Genomic DNA, 239 nt, shown 5'->3' with positions numbered 1-239 from the left:
CTTGATTCACTGTAAAAGACGATGCTGTAACGCGGCGACCCTGTTATAGGTCTGTAGCTCAGTTGGTTAGAGCGCACCCCTGATAAGGGTGAGGTCGGCAGTTCAAATCTGCCCAGACCTACCAATTCAGGTGCAGATGCTTACGGGGCCATAGCTCAGCTGGGAGAGCGCCTGCTTTGCACGCAGGAGGTCAGCGGTTCGATCCCGCTTGGCTCCACCATTACAGCTTGATCGTAGAG

At 54.8% G+C, this 239-nt stretch carries 2 tRNA genes; both read left to right on the top strand.

From position 1 onward, the window contains the following. Window positions 1-47 precede the first annotated feature (47 nt). A tRNA-Ile gene (locus GYB81_RS24350) sits at window positions 48-124 on the top strand. Between the two features lie 20 nt (window positions 125-144). Continuing rightward, window positions 145-220, top strand: a tRNA-Ala gene (locus tag GYB81_RS24345). The last annotated feature ends 19 nt before the right edge of the window (window positions 221-239 follow it).

This window comes from Pseudomonas yangonensis (genome assembly GCF_009932725.1).
Lineage (GTDB): Bacteria > Pseudomonadota > Gammaproteobacteria > Pseudomonadales > Pseudomonadaceae > Aquipseudomonas > Aquipseudomonas yangonensis.
This window is presented reverse-complemented; position numbering and strand designations above follow the sequence as displayed.